Source organism: Streptomyces viridifaciens (genome assembly GCF_001888885.2).
In the GTDB taxonomy this organism is placed as follows: Bacteria; Actinomycetota; Actinomycetes; order Streptomycetales; family Streptomycetaceae; genus Kitasatospora; species Kitasatospora aureofaciens.
On the sequence record NZ_CP090841.1, the window covers coordinates 6,041,232 to 6,057,257 of the forward strand.

Annotated in this window: 15 protein-coding genes and 1 pseudogene; 10 read left to right on the forward strand and 6 right to left on the reverse strand. The window is 74.3% G+C overall.

Annotation, left to right across the window (positions count from 1 at the left end; all coding sequences use genetic code 11):
- Positions 1–8 precede the first annotated feature (8 nt).
- The 3 genes from BOQ63_RS34450 (at position 9) to BOQ63_RS34460 (ending at position 4,194) form a co-directional block, all read left to right on the forward strand.
- Positions 9–1,508, forward strand: a complete 1,500-nt coding sequence (locus BOQ63_RS34450) for an outer membrane protein assembly factor BamB family protein (RefSeq protein ID WP_030557891.1) — start codon at positions 9–11, stop codon at positions 1,506–1,508.
- A 96-nt stretch (positions 1,509–1,604) separates the two neighbouring features.
- Positions 1,605–2,414, forward strand: a complete 810-nt coding sequence (locus tag BOQ63_RS34455) for an alpha/beta fold hydrolase (protein ID WP_030287327.1) — start codon at positions 1,605–1,607, stop codon at positions 2,412–2,414.
- A 382-nt stretch (positions 2,415–2,796) separates the two neighbouring features.
- Positions 2,797–4,194, forward strand: a complete 1,398-nt coding sequence (locus BOQ63_RS34460; protein ID WP_107488579.1) for an alpha/beta fold hydrolase — start codon at positions 2,797–2,799, stop codon at positions 4,192–4,194.
- A gap of 92 nt (positions 4,195–4,286) precedes the next feature.
- Here BOQ63_RS34460 and BOQ63_RS34465 read toward each other — a convergent pair whose 3' ends face one another.
- The 4 genes from BOQ63_RS34465 to BOQ63_RS34480 all read right to left on the reverse strand — a co-directional run bounded on the left by BOQ63_RS34465 (position 4,287) and on the right by BOQ63_RS34480 (position 7,075).
- The gene (locus tag BOQ63_RS34465) at positions 4,287–4,877 is read right to left on the reverse strand and encodes a hypothetical protein (RefSeq protein WP_150476219.1); all 591 of its coding nucleotides are present in this window, start codon (positions 4,875–4,877) and stop codon (positions 4,287–4,289) included.
- Positions 4,865–6,007, reverse strand: a complete 1,143-nt coding sequence (locus tag BOQ63_RS34470; RefSeq protein ID WP_072655528.1) for a serine hydrolase domain-containing protein — start codon at positions 6,005–6,007, stop codon at positions 4,865–4,867. Before BOQ63_RS34470 ends, BOQ63_RS34465 begins: the two co-directional genes overlap by 13 nt.
- Positions 6,008–6,236: 229 nt before the next feature.
- On the reverse strand, positions 6,237–6,707 hold the full coding sequence (locus BOQ63_RS34475) for a hypothetical protein (RefSeq protein WP_072655529.1): 471 nt from the start codon (positions 6,705–6,707) through the stop codon (positions 6,237–6,239).
- Between the two features lie 221 nt (positions 6,708–6,928).
- Positions 6,929–7,075: a hypothetical protein gene (locus tag BOQ63_RS34480; RefSeq protein ID WP_167395815.1), complete on the reverse strand. Its 147-nt coding sequence runs from the start codon at positions 7,073–7,075 to the stop codon at positions 6,929–6,931.
- Between the two features lie 85 nt (positions 7,076–7,160).
- Here BOQ63_RS34480 and BOQ63_RS34485 point away from each other — a divergent pair, with 85 nt between their 5' ends.
- Positions 7,161–8,546 carry a pyridoxal-phosphate dependent enzyme gene (locus BOQ63_RS34485; protein WP_030557897.1) on the forward strand — a complete coding sequence of 462 codons (1,386 nt, stop codon included), beginning with the start codon at positions 7,161–7,163 and terminating at the stop codon, positions 8,544–8,546.
- A 38-nt stretch (positions 8,547–8,584) separates the two neighbouring features.
- Here the strand turns inward: BOQ63_RS34485 and BOQ63_RS34490 are convergent, their stop codons facing one another.
- Positions 8,585–9,277: a TetR/AcrR family transcriptional regulator gene (locus tag BOQ63_RS34490; protein WP_030557898.1), complete on the reverse strand. Its 693-nt coding sequence runs from the start codon at positions 9,275–9,277 to the stop codon at positions 8,585–8,587.
- 179 nt (positions 9,278–9,456) lie between these two features.
- Here BOQ63_RS34490 and BOQ63_RS34495 point away from each other — a divergent pair, with 179 nt between their 5' ends.
- The 6 genes and pseudogenes from BOQ63_RS34495 to BOQ63_RS34520 all read left to right on the forward strand — a co-directional run bounded on the left by BOQ63_RS34495 (position 9,457) and on the right by BOQ63_RS34520 (position 14,483).
- The gene (locus BOQ63_RS34495) at positions 9,457–10,428 is read left to right on the forward strand and encodes a daunorubicin resistance protein DrrA family ABC transporter ATP-binding protein (RefSeq protein ID WP_030287307.1); all 972 of its coding nucleotides are present in this window, start codon (positions 9,457–9,459) and stop codon (positions 10,426–10,428) included.
- Positions 10,428–11,249, forward strand: coding sequence for an ABC transporter permease (locus tag BOQ63_RS34500; RefSeq protein WP_030557901.1), 822 nt, complete (start codon positions 10,428–10,430; stop codon positions 11,247–11,249). The genes BOQ63_RS34495 and BOQ63_RS34500 overlap by 1 nt, the downstream gene beginning before the upstream one ends.
- A gap of 60 nt (positions 11,250–11,309) precedes the next feature.
- Entirely contained in the window at positions 11,310–12,296 is a 987-nt protein-coding gene (locus tag BOQ63_RS34505) for an aldo/keto reductase (protein ID WP_030287303.1), read from the forward strand.
- An 89-nt stretch (positions 12,297–12,385) separates the two neighbouring features.
- Positions 12,386–13,012, forward strand: a complete 627-nt coding sequence (locus BOQ63_RS34510) for a TetR/AcrR family transcriptional regulator (protein WP_037830482.1) — start codon at positions 12,386–12,388, stop codon at positions 13,010–13,012.
- A 128-nt stretch (positions 13,013–13,140) separates the two neighbouring features.
- Positions 13,141–13,635: pseudogene (locus BOQ63_RS34515) on the forward strand (DUF4188 domain-containing protein); the annotation flags it as partial.
- 152 nt (positions 13,636–13,787) lie between these two features.
- Complete coding sequence (locus BOQ63_RS34520) at positions 13,788–14,483, forward strand: C39 family peptidase (protein ID WP_305953098.1); 696 nt, start codon at positions 13,788–13,790, stop codon at positions 14,481–14,483.
- Between the two features lie 120 nt (positions 14,484–14,603).
- On the opposite strand, the gene BOQ63_RS34525 is transcribed toward BOQ63_RS34520, so the two are convergent.
- Entirely contained in the window at positions 14,604–15,455 is an 852-nt protein-coding gene (locus tag BOQ63_RS34525) for an SCO6745 family protein (RefSeq protein WP_030287295.1), read from the reverse strand.
- Positions 15,456–16,026: the final 571 nt, after the last annotated feature.

Below are 16,026 nucleotides of genomic sequence, written 5' to 3' on the forward strand. Positions count from 1 at the left end.
AGACCGGCATGGCCGAGTGGCCCGAGGACAGTGTCGTCCGGGCACGGATGGAGTGGCGCGCCAGGTTCGTCATGCACCGGGAGGCCTGGATGGTCGTCTCAGGCGGCGTCCTGGGGGCCGTGTTCGCGAGCATGGGGCTGGCGGTGCTCCTCGGCCCCGCGAACGGTTTCGGCGGCGACAGCCTCGGCTACATGGGCGCCATCAGCATCCTCGGGCTGCTGCCCTGCGGCGCGGGCTTCGTCTGGGCGCTGATCCACCCCCGGCGCGGGCTCCCCGCGGCGGCCGTCGGCACCGTGCTGGGGCTGGCGATCTTCCTCTGCTTCGCGGGCGACGGTCTCAACGACTCCTGGAAGGCCCCGCCGGACCACCCGGCGACCGTCCGCGCGGTCGGCAGCTGGACCAGCGGAGACCTGGTGGTGCGGGTCCGCCCCGACCAGGTGGTGGCCTACCGCAGCGGCGGCGGGTCGGTGGCCTGGCGGTGGACGCCGCCCGGCGAGGACTCCGTGTGCACGATGAGCCGGGGGATCGGAGCGGGCGGCGTCGGCCTGGTCGGCCACTCGCCGCACGGCAAGCCCTGTTCCGCCGTGACGGCGCTCAACCTCGCGGACGGCAAGGAGAGTTGGACCGACACCGTGGAGGCGCCGGCCCGGGACGGGGACAGCGCGGACTCGGACCTCGTCGCGGTGGTGGGCACCCGGGCCGTGCTGCAGGGCACCGACGGCTGGCGGGCGGTACGGCTGGCGGACGGCCGGGAGCTGTGGCGCAGCGCACCCGACGCCGGGTGCACGCCGCTGGAGGTCGCGGGCGGGGAGCAGGACGTGGTGACGGCCGCACAGTGCGGCGACGGCGCGGCGGTCCTCCGCTCGCTGGCACCCGGGGACGGAACGGGGCGGACGCGGGTGGACCTGCCGGTGGACGGCGGGGTCAAGAACCTCATGGTGGTGTCGGTCGAGCCGCTCGCGGTCTGGGTCGACGCCCAGGCCGACCGCGGCACCCACGCGGTGCTCAGCTACGACCGGTCCGGGAAGCAGCGCGCCTCGATACCGGTCTCCGGCGACGAGTACGACCTGGACGTGATGCTCGGCGGGGTGCACGCCTTCGACGAGTTCACCGCCCGGCCGCTGTTCGGCGGTGTGGTCGTCGGCGACCTGTTCATCGTCCCGGGTGAGAAGCCCGGCGACGTCGGCATCAGCGGTGGCACCCACCCGGGCCGCACGGCCACCGGACGGCTGGTCGCGTACTCGCTGGCGGACGGCGGCAAGCGGTGGACGGCCGGGCTGGACGACCAGGTGACGGGCGTGCTGGTGGACGGCGGCTCGGTCTGGGCGATGACCCGCGACAAGCTGACCCGGGTCGACGCGGCGACCGGCCGCCGCAGCCGCGAGCTGGACGTCAACGACACCGCCTCGCTGTACCCGGTGGACCTGACGATGGCGGGCCGGGAGCGGTTCACGGTCGTCGCGGAGGACGGGACCGGGGACGAGCCGCCGGTCCGGGGGATGAGCTGAGCGGGTCTTCGGGGGCGGCGCACGGCGCGGGCTGAGCGTTCCAGGTGGGTGTGTCAGGCTGGTGGGGGAGCACCGCCGAGCGTCGGGAGGCTCGTAATGGCCGAAATCAGGGTGAACGGGATCTCACTGCACTACGAGGCCCGTGGCGAGGGGCCCGGCGTCGTCCTGGTGCACGGTTCGTGGAGCGACGCGGACACCTGGGAGCGGGTGCTGCCGGGACTGGCCGAGTCCACCACCGCCGTCGCGTACGACCGCCGGGGCCACAGCCGCAGTGAGGACCTGCTCACCCAGGGTTCGGTGCACGAGGACGCGGCCGACCTCGCCGGGCTGGTCCAGGGGCTCGGCCTGGCGCCCGCCTTCGTCTATGGGGACTCGTACGGCGCCCTGATCACCCTGCGGCTCGCCGCCGCCCGCCCCGACCTGTTGCGCGGCATCGCGGTGCACGAGCCGCCCGGCAGCGGCATCCTGCTCACCGATCCGGACCTGCGACCGATCGGCACCGCCTTCGCGGACCGGATCGCCGCCGTCCGGGAGCTGCTGAGCCAGGCCGAGTCCGCCGCGGCCGCCGAGCTGTACGTGGACAGCCTGGCCTTCGGGCCGGGCGCCTGGGAGCAGCTGCCGGCGCCGGTCCGGCACACCTACATCCGCAATGCGCCGACCTACCTGGACGAGCTGCGCGACCCGGACGCGCTGGACCTCGACCTCGCCGGGCTGGCCCGGTTCACCGAGCCCGCGCTGCTCACCCAGAGCGACGACAGCGCGCCGATGTTCGGCGAGGTGCTGGACCTGATCGACCTCGCCCTGCCGAAGGCGGAGCGGCACCTGTACGCCGGTGCCGGTCACGCTCCGCACCTGTCGCAGCCGGAGGAGTGGGTGCGGGTGGTGCTCCCGCGCGCATTGGCGTGAGACGGACCCGAGGGGCGTGAAAGCCGCGGGGTCGATCTCGGCGTCCAGCACCGCCCGGGCGTCCGGCCAGTACGGCGCGAGGGCCAGCTCCCAGTAGTGTCCCAGCTTGTTGACCGCCTCGTGCAGCGGTGAGACCACGAAACGGGTGCGGGCGAGCCCGGCCGAGTCGATGGTGAGCCGGATCATGCCGTCCTCCCCCTGTCGGACTGTTCGAAAGCTGCAGATCCAGGTGCCGGAACAGGCGGATTCGTCACCCTTTCGGACCGCGACTCTTCGACCCTGGTCGAATCCTGGCACGAATGCTCGCGTTCGAAGTCGCACCGGGCACAAGCTACTTCCGTGACCGCGTCAGTTCGGACGCGGCGCGAGCGGAAGGACGAACATGACGAGCACGCGCGGCCGCATCGCCGCCCTGCTGGGCGCCGTGGCGGTGGTCGCCGGCACCACGCTGGCCACCCCCGCCGCCGCGGCGCCGGACCGGTCGGTCGACGCGCACCGGCAGGGCGGCGGGATCACCGGCCAGGCCCCCTGCCAGGGAGCGCCCGAATTCACCTGCGGGACCGTCACCGTGCCGCTGGACCACAGCGGACGGACCCCGGGAAACCTCCAGCTCGACGTGGCGGTGACCGGCAACGCCGACGCCCCCAAGGGCGACCTGCTGTTCCTCACCGGCGGCCCCGGCCAGCCCGGCGTGCCGCTGATGCGCCGGATCGCGAGCAAGATCGCGCCGGTGCTGAAGGACTACCGACTGGTGATGTACGACCAGCGCGGCACCGGCCGGGGCGCACTCCGGTGCCCCGGCCTCCAGGAGGACATGGGCTCCTCCGACCTCGCCGTGCCGCGCAAGCAGTCCATCGCCGACTGCGCCACCGCCCTCGGCCCGAACGCCCGCTTCTACAGCACCGCGGACACCGTCGGCGACATCGATCTGCTGCGCCAGGCCCTCGGCGATCACCGGCTGACCCTCGACGGCGTCTCGTACGGCACCTTCGTCGCCGAGCGCTACGCCCTCGCCCACCCCGCGCACGTGGCCCGGCTGGTGCTCGACTCCGTGGTGCCGCAGGGCGGTTACGACCCGATGGACCTGGTCGCGCTGCCCGCCACCGCCCGGGTGCTGCGCACCGCCTGCCGGGCCACCGGCTGCACCACCGACCCGGCCGAGGATCTGGCCGCCACCGTCCGCACGTACGGCAACGGGGCGCAGATCCTGGACGCGCTCACCAGCTACGAGTTCGCCGACCCCAACTACGGCGGGGTGCCGGAAGCCCTGCACGAAGCCGCCGGCGGGCACCCGGAGAAGCTCCAGGCCTTCATCGACCAGGTGCACAAGGGCGATGCCGCGCCGGCCGAGGCGCTCAGCCAGGGCCTGCACGCCGCCACCCTGTGCGCCGACGGGCGCTACCCGTGGGGCTCCTCGGACACCCCGGTCGACGGCCGGGCGGACGCACTGGCGCGGACCCGGCAGGACCTGACCGCCGAGCAGACCTGGCCGTACGACGCGGCGACCGCGACCGGGCTGGGCAGCCTGCTGGTCTGCCAGGACTGGCCGCGCGAGCAGGTGCCGCCGCTGCCGCCTGCGCACCGCAAGCTGCCCAACGTGCCGGTGCTGCTGCTCGGCGGGGACCGGGACCTCTCCACGCCGTACGAGTGGCTGTACCAGCAGGCGGCGCTGACCCACGACCCCCAGATCGTGATCGTCCCGGGGGCGGCGCACTCGGTGCAGACCCGGGCCGCCGATCCGGCCGGGCGGCAGGCGGTCTACGACTTCCTGCTCAAGTAGCCGGTCTGCGGATCCGACCAGCCCGTTGCCGCGCAGGCGGCCGTTCGGCGGTGGTCCGTTCCGTACAGGGGTCGGAACGGGCCGCCGCCGGATCACAGTTCGGCCGCGCCCCAGCCGTCGTCGGGCAGGGTGCGGTCCGGCTCGGGGCAGTCGGGGTGGTCGTAGCCCCAGAGGCTCACCTTGTGCAGCAGCCAGTCCGCCAAGGGCGGTTGGTCCTGGTCGAGCCGGTCGACCAGGACGAAGCCGACCCGGACCTCCTCGGCCGGTGCGACCTCCAGGGTCCGCTGGTCGGGGATGTTCTGGTAGGTCACGGACTCCCAGGAGCACCCGGCGGCGGCCAGCGCGGCGGTCAGCGCGGACTCGGTGACGCGGGTGCCGTACGTCCGCAACCCGCCGCCGTCCACCGGGAGTTCCAGCTCGCCGTGCCAGGTCGGCAGGGAGAAGGAGCGCAACCGCCGGCAGCGGCAGAAGACCGTCCAGGCGTCGCCCCAGCCGAAGGCGTGCGGCCAGCGGGTCTGCCTGTGGACGCGGCCGGAGTCGTACGGGTCGCCGAAGCGGGTGGCGAGCAGCGGAAGCGACGCGTCGTACCGCAGGCCGCCGAGGTCGGCGGTGGCGGCGAGTCCGGTCAGCAGGGCCAGGAAGTCGGCCGCGTCGGAGGGCGCCTGCGAGGTCACCCCAGGCACGAGCGCACCGCCTCGATCAGCCGGTTGGCGCGGGCGTCGCCGTGGCCGATCATCCGGTTCGCCACGTACCCGAAGCCGACGCCGAACTCGTCGTCGCCGAAGGCGAACTGGCCGCCCGCGCCGTCGTTGCCGAAGCTGCGCGCGCCGAGCAGCGGACGGAACGCGGGGGAGTCCAGCAGCAGGCCGGAGCCCCAGCGGGCGCCCATGTCGAAGCCCAGGAAGCCCTGGCCGGAGGAGAGTTCGCGGACCGCGTCGGTCACGGTGTCGTGCGAGAGCAGCCGGGGGGCGCCGTCCAGGCCGGTGGCCGCGGCCGCGTAGAGGCCGGCCAGTCCGGTGGCGGAGGCGACGGCGCCCGCGCCGGGCAGCTCGATCGCGTGCAGGGCCGGGTCGTTCCAGCCGTGCGGCACGTCCAGGCCGGGGAAGACCAGGGCGCCGTTCATGGTGACGATCCGGGTGAGCAGGTGCTCCGGGCCGGGCATCGGGCGACGGCCCTCGGCCTCCACCAGCCGGGCCAGGTGCGGGAGTTCGCTCTCCGGCAGGCCGATCCACAGCGGCAGGCCGAGCGGCTCGGCGATCTCCTTGCGCAGGAAGGCACCCGGGGTCAGGCCGGTGATCCGGCGGATCACCTCGCCGACCGCGAAGCCGAGCACATGGCCGTGGTACTCGTAGGTCGTTCCGGGCTCCCAGAGCGGCTGCTGCTCCTCGATCGCGCGGACCACCGGCTGCCAGGCGGCGATCTGCTCGAAGGAGAGCGCCGCGTCCAGGGCCGGGATGCCGGCCCGGTGGCCGAGGATCATCCGGGTGGTGACGGACTGCTTGCCGTGGCGGGCGAACCCGGGCCAGTAGCGGGCGATCGGGGCGTCCAGGTCGAGCAGGCCGCGCTGGGCGAGCAGCAGGGCGCTGATGCCGACCGCGCCCTTGGCGCAGGAGAACACCGGGACCAGGGTGTCCTCGGTCCAGGCCCGGCCGGTGTTCTGGTCGGCGGTGCCGCCCCAGAGCTCGACCACCTTGCGGCCGTCGACGAACACGGTAACGGCGGCGCCGAGTTCGGGGAAGTCGGCGAAGTTGGCGGCGAAGGCGTCCGCGACGGCGTTGTAGTGTTCGTCGGCCCAGCCCTGGTACTGCTGCATGCGTGGTGCCCCGTTCTGTTCGCGCGGCGTCCGCGCACGGCGTCCGCCAAGATCGTCGACCGGACCACGGTACGGGGCCCGGGAGTCCGTGACGAGCGGTTTTGGCCGGCCCGCGACGGGTGGGACGGATGTGACGGAGCCGGCCCCGGGTTCAGCCGGCCCCCGGGTCGCACACGAGGTCGGACCCGGGGGCCGGGCGGCGGCTCGTACGGCGGCGTCCCGCTGCACCTCACCCGCCGTGCCGACGCCGGTGCGGCCAGGCGCTGAGACCGAGCGCGGTGCCGATGCCGACGAAGGCCGCCGCGCCGGCCGGGCTCACCCAGCCGGTCAGCGGAGCGTCGGCGGCGCCGCTTCCGAGCGCCCCGACCAGGCCGGTGAGCAGGCCGTACGGGATCAGCAGGGTGCCCGCCCAGGCGGGGGCGAGCAGCAGGCGGCGGGCCGGCGGGCGGGTCGGCGGGCGGTGGGTGAGCACCAGGGCGAGGGCCACGCCCGTCAGTGCCAGCACGGAGGTGAAGTCGATGCCGTGCCGTTCCAGCCAGACCAGGGCGGCGGGGGCGCCGTTGCGCCGGAACTCGTCCGCCATGTCGAAGCCGTCGGCCATCCCGGCCCGGCCGCCCGCCGCCCAGTAGGCCTTCAGCGCGATGTAGGGCAGGGCGAGGCCGGAGGCCAGGGCGACCAGGTGTCGGTGGCGGCGGGTCATGGTGCGCACTCCTCTTCGTCGGTGGTCCCAGACTCGGGGAGCGGGCCTCGGCGGGCGTCCTGCGCGGGGAGGGGTGGGCTCCCCCGGGCGGGGGATCGGGAGGAGGAGGAGGCGGGGTGGGGTGGGGGCTGCGGGGCGCACGCAGATGGCTGCGCGCCCCTGCCGGCCCGGTAGCGCTGAAGCGGGTGCGGACCCGTCGGCCCGCGCCCGCCGCCGTCATGTCACGGACGGAGGAGCGCGATGGGGTTGACCGGCGTCAGGTTGGCGTACACGCCGTTCCGGGCCGGCATGTGGTCGTGGCAGTTGCCGGTGCCGTTGCAGCCGTCGCACGGCTCGGCCCCGGCGCCGCCGCTCCGGTTGTCGAGCACCCGGTGGCGAATGCCCGGGGTCTGACGGGCCGCCGGTCTGGGCAGGCTCGGTCGGACACGCAACGCAGGCAGTGAGGAGCTGTTGATGACCGCGGTGCACGAATCCGTCCTCGACGCGATCGGCGGGACGCCGCTGTTCCGCCTGGCCAGGCTGGGCGCCGGGATCGCCGCGCCGATCTACGCCAAGGCCGAGTTCCTCAACATCGGCGGCAGCGTCAAGGACCGCGCCGCGCTGTCCATGGTGCTGGCCGCCGAGCGGGAGGGCCTGCTGGCGCCGGGCGGGACGATCATCGAGGCGACCTCGGGCAACACGGGGATCGGGCTGGCCATCGTCGGGCGGCAGCGTGGGTACCGGGTGATCGCCGGGGTGTCGGACAAGGCCTCGGCCGAGAAGGCGGACATCCTGCGGGCGTACGGCGCCGAGGTGGTGCTCGCGACGACCTCGGTCCCGCAGGAGGACCCGCGGCACCTGTTCAACGTGGTCCGGCGGCTGACGGAGGAGATCCCCGGGGCCTGGCTCGCCAACCAGTACGACAACCTGGCCAATCCCGACGCCCATGTCCGGACCACCGGCCCGGAGGTCTGGGAGCAGACCGGCGGCAGGGTGACCCACTTCGTCGCGGGCGTCGGCACCGGAGGCACCGTCACCGGCACCGGCGGATACCTGAAGCAGGTGTCCGGCGGGGCGGTGACCGTGGTCGGCGCGGACCCGGAGTCCTCCTCCTACGGCGGCGGGGACGGCAGCCCGTGGTTCGTCGAGAGCATCGGGCACTTCCTCCACCCGGAGACCGTCGAGGACCGGTGGCCCCAGGCCTACCGCTCGGAGGTGATCGACTCCTTCGAACGCATCCCGGACCGCGAGTCACTGCTGACGGCCCGCCGGCTCGCCCGCGAGGAGGGCATCCTGGCCGGCCCGTCCTCCGGCACGGCGGTGGCGGCGGCGCTGCGGGTGGCGCGCCGGCTGGGGCCGGGCGACCTGGTCGTGGTGCTGCTGCCGGACTCCGGCCGCTCGTACCTGTCCAAAGTGCACAGCGACGTGTGGATGCGGGAGTGGGGCTTCCTGGAGGAGCCGGGGGAGACGGAACTGCGCGCCGCACTGGCGACAGCCGGCCCGCTGGTGACGGTCGACGCGGACGCGACCGTCGGCGAGGCACTGGAGGCGCTGCGGGGCGCGCCCGGCGCGGTCGCTCCGGTCGTACTGCCGCGGGCGGCGCGGCCGTACGGGGTGGCCGCCGCGGAGGTGCTCGGCTCGGTGTCCCGGAAGGTCCTGCAGGTGGCGATCGCGAACGGCGACGTCAAGCGCGACGATCCGGTGCGCCCGCTGCTCGGGCCGGCCCTGCCGACGTTCGGGGTCGGGCAGCCGGCCGCCGAGGCGCGGGCGGCGCTGATGGCGGGCGGGCAGGCGGGGGTGGTGGTGCTGGTGGACGGGAGGGCGGCCGGGGTGCTGACCCGGGCCGCGCTCCTCCGGTAGCCGATGGGGCCTGCCGGCAGAGATCCGCCGGACGAGCCCTATCCCGCCACGGACGCCAGGACGGCGAGGATGACCCGGTCCAGGGCGCGGTCGAAGGCCTGGTCCGGGTCGGCCGGGGGCCCCGAGGTGGCGAAGGCCTGGGCCAGGTGGGGATAGTCGCCGCTCATCGCCGCCTGGGTGAGGTAACCGACCATCTCCGCCTGCCACTTGGCGCCTGCGGCCGCCGTCTGCTCGTACTGGGCGAACTGGCAGATGAAGCCGTTGAACATCGCCATCGCCTCCATCCGCGCGCCGCCCGGCAGGCCGGTGGGGGCGGTGACGGCGAGGAAGTGGTCGGTGTAGCGCAGCGCGTTCGGGCCGATGCCCGGGCGGGCGACGACCAGGGCGGGCAGCCAGGGGTGGCGGCGGAAGATGGTGAGCTGCTCGTGCCCGAGCCGGGTCAGGTCGGCCCGGACGTCGCCGCTCGGCCCGGGCGCCAGCCGGTACTCGGCGCAGGCCGCGTCGAGCATCAGGTCGAGCAGGTGCTCCTTCTTCGGCACGTAGTTGTAGAGCGACATGGTGCCCGCGCCGAGCGCGGCCGCGACCCGCCGCATCGAGACGGCTTCCAGGCCCTCGGCGTCGGCGATGACGATGGCGGCCGCAGCGATCGAGTCGCGGCTGTGGGCCGGCCGGGGGCCGCGCCCGGTGCGTTCGGGTCGCAGCCAGATCAGTTCGGGGGCCTCGGGGGGCATCGGCCTGCCGGGCTGCTCCGTGCTCCGGGGGCCGGTGGGGCCCGCTGGACTGCTGGGGGTGTTGCTGGACGGCACTGGAAGATCACCTCGCTCACCCATCTTAGATACGTACGGCGTACGTAGTACGATTGCGGCCGCGCGCACTTCTACGTACGCTGTACCTAGAGAAAGGCAGAGCCATGTCCGACGCCACCCGGCCCGCCATCGAGATGGCGGGCGTGGAGAAACGATTCGGGGCCACCGAGGCCCTGCGCGGCCTCGACCTGACCGTCCCGGTCGGCACCGTCTGCGGCCTCCTCGGCCCCAACGGCGCCGGCAAGACCACCGCCGTACGTGTTCTCGCCACCCTGGTCGCCCCCGACCGGGGCACCGTCCGGGTCGCCGGGCACGACGCCGTCCGCAACGCCGAGGAGGTCCGGCGGGCGATCGGACTCGCCGGACAGCACGCCGCGCTGGACGAGGGCATCACCGGCCGCGACAACCTCCACCTGTTCGGCCGGCTGCACCGCCTCGGTGCCCGCCGGGCCCGGGCGCGCGCCGACGAACTGCTGACCCGCTTCGACCTCGCCGAGGCCGGCGACCGGCTGGTCCGCACCTACTCCGGCGGCATGCGCCGGCGTCTCGACCTGATCGCCAGCCTGGTCACCAGCCCACCGGTGCTCTTCCTGGACGAGCCCACCACCGGGCTCGACCCGCGCAGCCGCCAGGAGATCTGGGCCACCGTCAAGGAGCTGGCCGACGGCGGTACCACCGTGCTGCTCACCACCCAGTACCTGGAGGAGGCCGACCGCCTCGCCGACGACATCGTGGTGGTCGACCACGGCGCCGCGATCGCCACCGGACCGCCCTCCCGGCTCAAGGCCGCGATCGGCAGCCAGGTCTCCGTCACCCTGGCCGACCCGGGGCAACTCGGCTCCGCGGCAGTGGTGTTGTCGAGCCTGTCCGGGGGCGACGCCCAGGTGGACGTGGCCGAGCGGGTGGTCACGGTGCTGACCCGGCCCGGACGCGACGTCCTGTTGCCCTCGCTGCTAAGGGAGTTGGACGCGGTCGGCGTCGTCGCCGAGGACGTCGCGGTCCGCACGCCCTCGCTCGACGACGTGTTCCTCACGCTCACCGGCGAGGCCGCCGCCACCCTGGGGAGGGCCGCCTGATGTCCGCCGTCGCCCACACCGCTCCGCGTCCGTCCGCCGGGGCCCGGCTGGTCTCCGACACCGGGACCTCGATGCTCCGCATCCTGCTCAACTACCGTCACTCACCGGGGCTGTTGGCCGCCTCGCTGGGCGTGCCGGTGGTCATGGTGGTGGTCTTCGGGTACGTCTTCGGCAGCGCCATCCAGGTGCCCGGCGGCGGGGACTACCGGGAGTTCCTGATGCCGGGGCTGTTCGCCATGGTCGCCACCAACGGCATCATGCCCACCATGGTCGGCGCCGCCCGCGACATCGGCCGCGGTGTCACCGACCGGCTGCGCTCGATGCCCGTCTCCCGCACCGGACTGCTGCTCGGACAGACCCTCGCCGACCTGCTGGTCAGCCTCGTCGTGCTGGCGCTGCTGGCACTGGTCGGGCTGGCCGCCGGCTGGCGCGCCCGGCACGGCGCGGCCGGCGCGCTGGAGGCGTTCGCGCTGCTGCTGCTCTTCCGGTTCGTGATGACCTGGGTCGGCACCCTGCTCGGCCTGCTCGTCGGCAAGGAGGAGGCCGCCGGCCAACTCTCCGTCGTGGTCTTCCCGTTGGCGATGGTGACCAACGCGTACGTGCCCACCGGCGGGATGCCCGGCTGGCTGCGGGTGGTCGCCGACTGGAACCCGATCAGCTCCGTGGTCGAGGCCGCCCGTGAGCTCTTCGGCAACCCGGCGGCGCCCGGCACCGCCTGGCCGATGCAGCACGCCGTCACGGCCACGCTGCTCTGGAGCGCCGTACTGCTCCTGTTCTGCGGGCCGCTGGCCGTGCGGAAGTTCGCCACCCACGGGCGGTGAACCGCCTGGTCCGGTGAATGTGCTGGACACCGTGGCCGGTGTGGCTTTAGGTGGGGCGCCATGGAGTACACCCACCTCGGCCGCACCGGCCTGACCGTCTCCCGACTCTGCCTCGGCACCATGAACTTCGGCCCCCACACCGAGGAGGCCGAGGCCCACCGCCTCATGGACACCGCCCACGAGCGCGGCATCAACTTCTTCGACACCGCCAACTCCTACGGCCGCGACCCGGAGGGCAACCTCAAGGGCCGCACCGAGGAGATCATCGGCCGCTGGTTCGCCCGGGGCGGCGGCCGCCGCGAGCGCACCGTGCTCGCCACCAAGGCCTACGCCCCCATGGGCGACTGGCCCAACGAGGGCCGGCTGTCCGCGCTGGCCATCCGCAAGGCCGTCGAGGCCAGCCTGCGGCGGCTGCAGACCGACCACATCGACCTCTACCAGATGCACCACATCGACCGGGACACGCCCTGGGAGGAGATCTGGCAGGCGATGGAGGTCCTGGTCGCCCAGGGCAAGATCATCTACGTCGGCTCCAGCAACTTCGCGGGGTGGCACATCGCCCAGGCCCAGGAGTCCGCCCGCTCCCGGCACTTCCTCGGCCTGGTCAGCGAGCAGTCGCTCTACAACCTGCTCGACCGCACCGTCGAACTGGAGGTCGTTCCCGCCCTCCAGCACTACGGCCTCGGCCTGCTGCCGTGGTCCCCGCTGCGCAGCGGCCTGCTCGGCGGCGTCCTGCGCAAGGAGCGGGAGGGCACCCGGGTGCGCGGCGCCCTGGGCTACGCGGACGCGGTGCTGGAGAAGCACCGCGAGCGACTCCAGGCCTACGAGGACTTCGCCGCCGAACTCGGCACCGACCCGGCCGACCTTGCCCTCGCCTGGCTGCTCTCCCGCCCGGCCGTCACCGCCCCGATCATCGGCCCCCGCACCCCCGCCCACCTCGACGGCGCCCTCGCGGCGCTCGACGTCACGCTCGACCAGAAGGCGCTGGACCGCCTCGACGAGCTCTTCCCCGGCCACCGGCCCGCCCCGGAGGACTACGCCTGGTAGGACCGGCCCGCCCACTCCTCGCCCCGGCCACCCGGCCGAGGCGAGGAGCCTTCCCCGGCGGCCCGGGCCGCTGTGGTAGCAAGGCAGGCATGACGGAGCGGATCGGAGAGCGCGGGGCCTACCACCACGGGGCGCTGCCGGAGGCGCTGGTGGCGGCGGCGTTCGAGGTGCTGGACGAGCAGGGCCAGGAGAAGGTGAGCGTGCGGGAGGTGGCGCGCCGGGCGGGGGTGTCGGCGGGGGCGCCGTTCCGCCACTTCGCCGACCGGCGGGCGCTGTTGACGGCGGTGGCGGACCGGGTGCTGACGGACTTCTACCACTGGCAGGAGGCGGAGGTGGCTGCCGCCGAGGCGGTCGGCGGGTCGGCGATGCGGGCGCTGGGGCTGGGGTTCGTCCGGTACGCGCTGCGCCATCCGCGGCGGTTCGAGCTGGTGCGCTCGCGGGTGTTCACGGCCGCCCGGGATCCGGAGCTGCGGGAGCAACTGGACCACATCGACCGGGCGTTCACCGAACTGATCCTGGCGGACCAGCGGGCCGGGCGCCTGGGACCCGGCGATCCGGGGCAGGTGCTGCTGGCCGGGCAGGCGCTGGTCTACGGGCTGGCGCAGATGATCGTGGACGGCTTCCTGCCCGAGGACCGGGCGGAGGAGCTGGCCGTCCAGGTACTGGACACCTTCCGCCGCGGGATAGCCAACCTGCCCGAGCGGCAGGCGAATTGAGTGCCCGAATTGTGGTTGCCGGGAGCCTTGACCGCCCTGCCGGGCCTTGATGTAATCACCGATTACATGGGGTGCGGGTCGGTTTCGGGAGGCCGGGAATGTCCAACGGGAACACGTTCATCCGCTCGATGTTCGCCAAGCCGAGGCCCGGCTACACCACCGCCGCCGCCACCGGCGACACCGTGGTGCTGCTGATCGGCATGCGGGTGAACCGCTTCTGGGCCGTCCACCACTGGGGCCCGGTGATGTACGCGATGTTCCGGATGCTGTACGAGCTGCGCCGCGGCCCCGAACGCGGCCTGCGCGGGCGCATCCTGCTCACCGCCTCGCCGCGCACCTACTACGTCGTCCAGTACTGGGAGTCGAAGGAGGCGCTGTACCGCTACTCCACCGCACCGGACGGCTTCCACCACACCGTGTGGGGCATCGCCAACCGGATGGTGCGGGCGGGCCGGACCCGGGGGCACGTCGGACTCTGGCACGAGACGTACGTCGTCCCCGAGGGCGGCTACGAGTCGATCTACTTCGACATGCCGGCCTTCGGCCTGGCCGGCGCCACCGGTCAGGTGCCGGTGGAGGAGCGCGGCCGGCACGCCGCCCAGCGGCTGGCCTTCCGCTCGGGGGCGGGGTCGGGGGAGAGCGCGAGGGAGAGCGTGGGGGAATCCGTGGGGGCGAGCACGGGGGAGAGCGCGGGGGAGAGCGCGGGGGAGAGCGCGGGCACGACGGAGGGCACGGCGGACGGCGTCGACGCCCGGGCGGACACTCCAGGAGTGTCGTGAGTCGTCGGACCGCCCGGGTGTGGGAGCGTCGGGGGATGGTCGATCAGGGCGGCGCCGCGCGGCCGGCGCGGGTGGTGCACGAGGTGCCGTACCGGGCGCAGTGGGAGTCCCCGGAGCTGGTGCGGGACATCGTGGACGGGCGACTGGACGCGGCGCGGGACCCGCGCTGGGGCCAGTCCGGGGCGGCCACCCCGGAGGAGTACTCCTGGTGGTCCTGGCGGCTGTGCGGGGTGGCCTGCCTGCGGATGGCGCTGGAGCACTGGTGGGGCGTGACCCCGACGGCGATGGCGCTGGCGGGCGAGTGCGTGGCGGCCGGCGCGTACGTCCGGGACGGCGAGAGCCTGCGCGGGCTGGTCCACACGCCGTTCGCGGAGTACGTCCGGCGGCGCTGGGGACTGACCGCCCGCGCCGCGGAGCTGACGCCCGCAGAGGTGGCGGCCGAGGTGGCGGACGGGCGGCTGGTGATGGTGTCGGTGCACCCGTCGATCCGGGAGCCGAACGGGCCGGAGCCGGTCCGGCGCGGGGGGCACCTGGTGCTGGCGGTGGGCGCCACGGAGACGGCGCTGCTGATCCACAACCCCTCCGGCTTCCCGGGGGAGTCACAGGCCTTCGCGCGCGTCCCGCGGCGTTCGTTCGGGCCGTTCTACGCCGGGCGGGGGATCGTACTCGGCCCGCCCGGCGGCGAGCAGTAGCGGGGCCGGCCCGCCTGGCCGCCCGCCCGCCTGGCCGCCCGCCCGCCTGGAACGGCCCCGAACGGTGGCCCGGCTGCCCGGCCGGACCGGCCCGCACGGCTGCCCCGCCCGGAACGACACTCAGGAGTTGTCCGGCAGCCCCACCGGGTAGAACGGCAGACTGCTGCGGCAGAGCGCCGAGATCGGCTTCAACGCTGCGGCCAGCCGGTCGAGTTCGGCCCGCGGGTAGTCCTCCCAGACCCGGGCGGCCGCCAGGTCGGTGGCCGCCTCCAGGCCCTGGTGGCGGATCCGGCCGAGTTCGGTCACCGTGCCGGCCGCGGTCAGCCAGCCGCGCTCGACCAGCCGCTCCGCGGCCGCGTCCCACTGCTCGTCCGTCCAGCCGCGCACCGGCTGGAGCTGCTCGCGCCGCATGTCCATCGCGCAGCGGATCACCAGGGCCTCGCAGCCGTCCAGCCCGGAGGCCACCAGCGCGGCCACATGCCCGTCCCCGCGGTGCTCGCGCATCACGGTGGCGGCCCGCCAGAGCCGCTCGTACAGTCCGGTCGGCGTCGGGAGCGCGGCGTTGGCGGCGGCCAGCACCCGGCCGGCGCAGTCCAGCCGGGCGGCGGCCTGCTCCAGCGTCTCGACGGCCTGCTCGACCTGCTCCCGGTCCACGTGCTCCAGCAGCCGGGCCAGCGCCGCGCCCGCCCCCTTGCCGCGGGCGGCCAGTGCCTCCTCCGGACTGGCCAGCGACCACAGTGCGGGCAGGGCTCGTTCGACCATCGCCGGGGCGAAGTTGAAGAACGCGGCGATCACCGGCGGGGCGTCCACCGCGCCCAGCGGGGCGGAGCGGCCACCGAAGTAACCGCGCCAGAAACCGCGCAGCCCGGCCTCCTCGAAGGCGTCGCGACACTCGGGCTGGAAGTAGGTGACCGCGTGCACGGGCTCGAAGAGCCACCAGAGCGCGCGGGCGGGATGGACGAGATCGGCCATCGGGAGACCTTCCTCGGACGGGGCTCCGGGCGGGCGCGGGGAGCTCGACTGGTCGGCACGGCTCACGACGGTCGCGGGGGCGGCGGGGTACCGGGGCCGCCCGGGCGGGCGCGCGGGCCGTTCAAGTGCTGATGACCACGGGGGCGGCTCCGGTAATCCCCGCCGGCCTGTGACAGAGGTCACATCGTGTGAGTTTCAGTGGCCCACCGGGGGCCTCCCGAGCGGCCCGCCAGAGCCGCGGGGGTGGCTCGAAGAGCCGCCACAGCGCCCGGGCGGGGTGAGCGGGACCGGGGCCGGGGTCGGGAACGGACTGGGGACCAGGATCGGCATCGGCAGGGGACACGGGGAGACCTCCTCGGAGCAGCCGCCCGGCTGGACGGGGGCGGCCCGACGGGCAGTGCGGGCCGCTCACCACCTGATGGTCACGGCGGCGGCCCCGCCAGCCCCGGCCGAGGTGTGATCACGGTCACGAGGGGCATACGCGGTGCGACCGGCAGTCGTCCGGCGCGAGATGATGGGACGAGGTGCCCGCCCCTGGGTGCCCAGCCCTCGCAAGCCCTCGTACGAAGGT

Bases quoted from the DNA above. Each gene is read 5' to 3' on its own strand.
- BOQ63_RS34450 (WP_030557891.1), top strand. From the start codon at position 9: ATGGCCGAGTGGCCCGAGGACAGTGTCGTCCGGGCACGGATGGAGTGG.
- BOQ63_RS34455 (WP_030287327.1), top strand. From the start codon at position 1,605: ATGGCCGAAATCAGGGTGAACGGGATCTCACTGCACTACGAGGCCCGT.
- BOQ63_RS34460 (WP_107488579.1), top strand. From the start codon at position 2,797: ATGACGAGCACGCGCGGCCGCATCGCCGCCCTGCTGGGCGCCGTGGCG.
- BOQ63_RS34470 (WP_072655528.1), bottom strand. From the start codon at position 6,007: ATGCAGCAGTACCAGGGCTGGGCCGACGAACACTACAACGCCGTCGCG.
- BOQ63_RS34475 (WP_072655529.1), bottom strand. From the start codon at position 6,707: ATGACCCGCCGCCACCGACACCTGGTCGCCCTGGCCTCCGGCCTCGCC.
- BOQ63_RS34485 (WP_030557897.1), top strand. From the start codon at position 7,161: ATGACCGCGGTGCACGAATCCGTCCTCGACGCGATCGGCGGGACGCCG.
- BOQ63_RS34490 (WP_030557898.1), bottom strand. From the start codon at position 9,277: ATGCCCCCCGAGGCCCCCGAACTGATCTGGCTGCGACCCGAACGCACC.
- BOQ63_RS34495 (WP_030287307.1), top strand. From the start codon at position 9,457: ATGTCCGACGCCACCCGGCCCGCCATCGAGATGGCGGGCGTGGAGAAA.
- BOQ63_RS34500 (WP_030557901.1), top strand. From the start codon at position 10,428: ATGTCCGCCGTCGCCCACACCGCTCCGCGTCCGTCCGCCGGGGCCCGG.
- BOQ63_RS34505 (WP_030287303.1), top strand. From the start codon at position 11,310: ATGGAGTACACCCACCTCGGCCGCACCGGCCTGACCGTCTCCCGACTC.
- BOQ63_RS34510 (WP_037830482.1), top strand. From the start codon at position 12,386: ATGACGGAGCGGATCGGAGAGCGCGGGGCCTACCACCACGGGGCGCTG.
- BOQ63_RS34525 (WP_030287295.1), bottom strand. From the start codon at position 15,455: ATGGCCGATCTCGTCCATCCCGCCCGCGCGCTCTGGTGGCTCTTCGAG.